Source organism: Roseivivax isoporae LMG 25204, assembly GCF_000521865.1.
Classification (GTDB): domain Bacteria; phylum Pseudomonadota; class Alphaproteobacteria; order Rhodobacterales; family Rhodobacteraceae; genus Roseivivax; species Roseivivax isoporae.
The window spans coordinates 1-352 of the sequence record NZ_JAME01000186.1; the positions used below are offsets into that span (position 1 = coordinate 1).

A 352-nucleotide genomic window follows, 5' to 3' on the forward strand; every position below is an offset into this window, starting at 1 on the left:
AGCCGCACCGATGCGGGCTGCGCGCCGGCGGCGCGCACCTGGCGCACGTCGGCGCCTTCGATCAGCGTGGCGCCATGCGTCACGGCCGCCGAGGCGAAGGCGCGCGTGGCGACCGTATGGTCGGCGATGCCATCGTTGGGGCTGTAGAGCGCGTAGATGACCTTGTCGGAGACGTGGGGCAGCTTCTCGCGCACGCCGGCCGCGTCCAGGATCTCGGTGCGGGCGCCGAAGGCGTTCTGCACCGCGGCGCGCGCTTCCAGGGTCACGCGGCCGTGCGTGCCGCCCACGCGCTCCAGTTCGCCCAGGCTCAGGCCGCCCAGCGGCTCGAAGCCGCTGTCGGCGCCGAGTTCGC

The 352-nt window shown here is 74.4% G+C and carries 1 protein-coding gene; it reads right to left on the minus strand.

What is annotated here, in order from left to right:
- On the minus strand, positions 1–352 hold a 352-nt coding region (locus tag RISW2_RS23270), incomplete at both ends, for an FAD-dependent oxidoreductase (protein ID WP_043776090.1).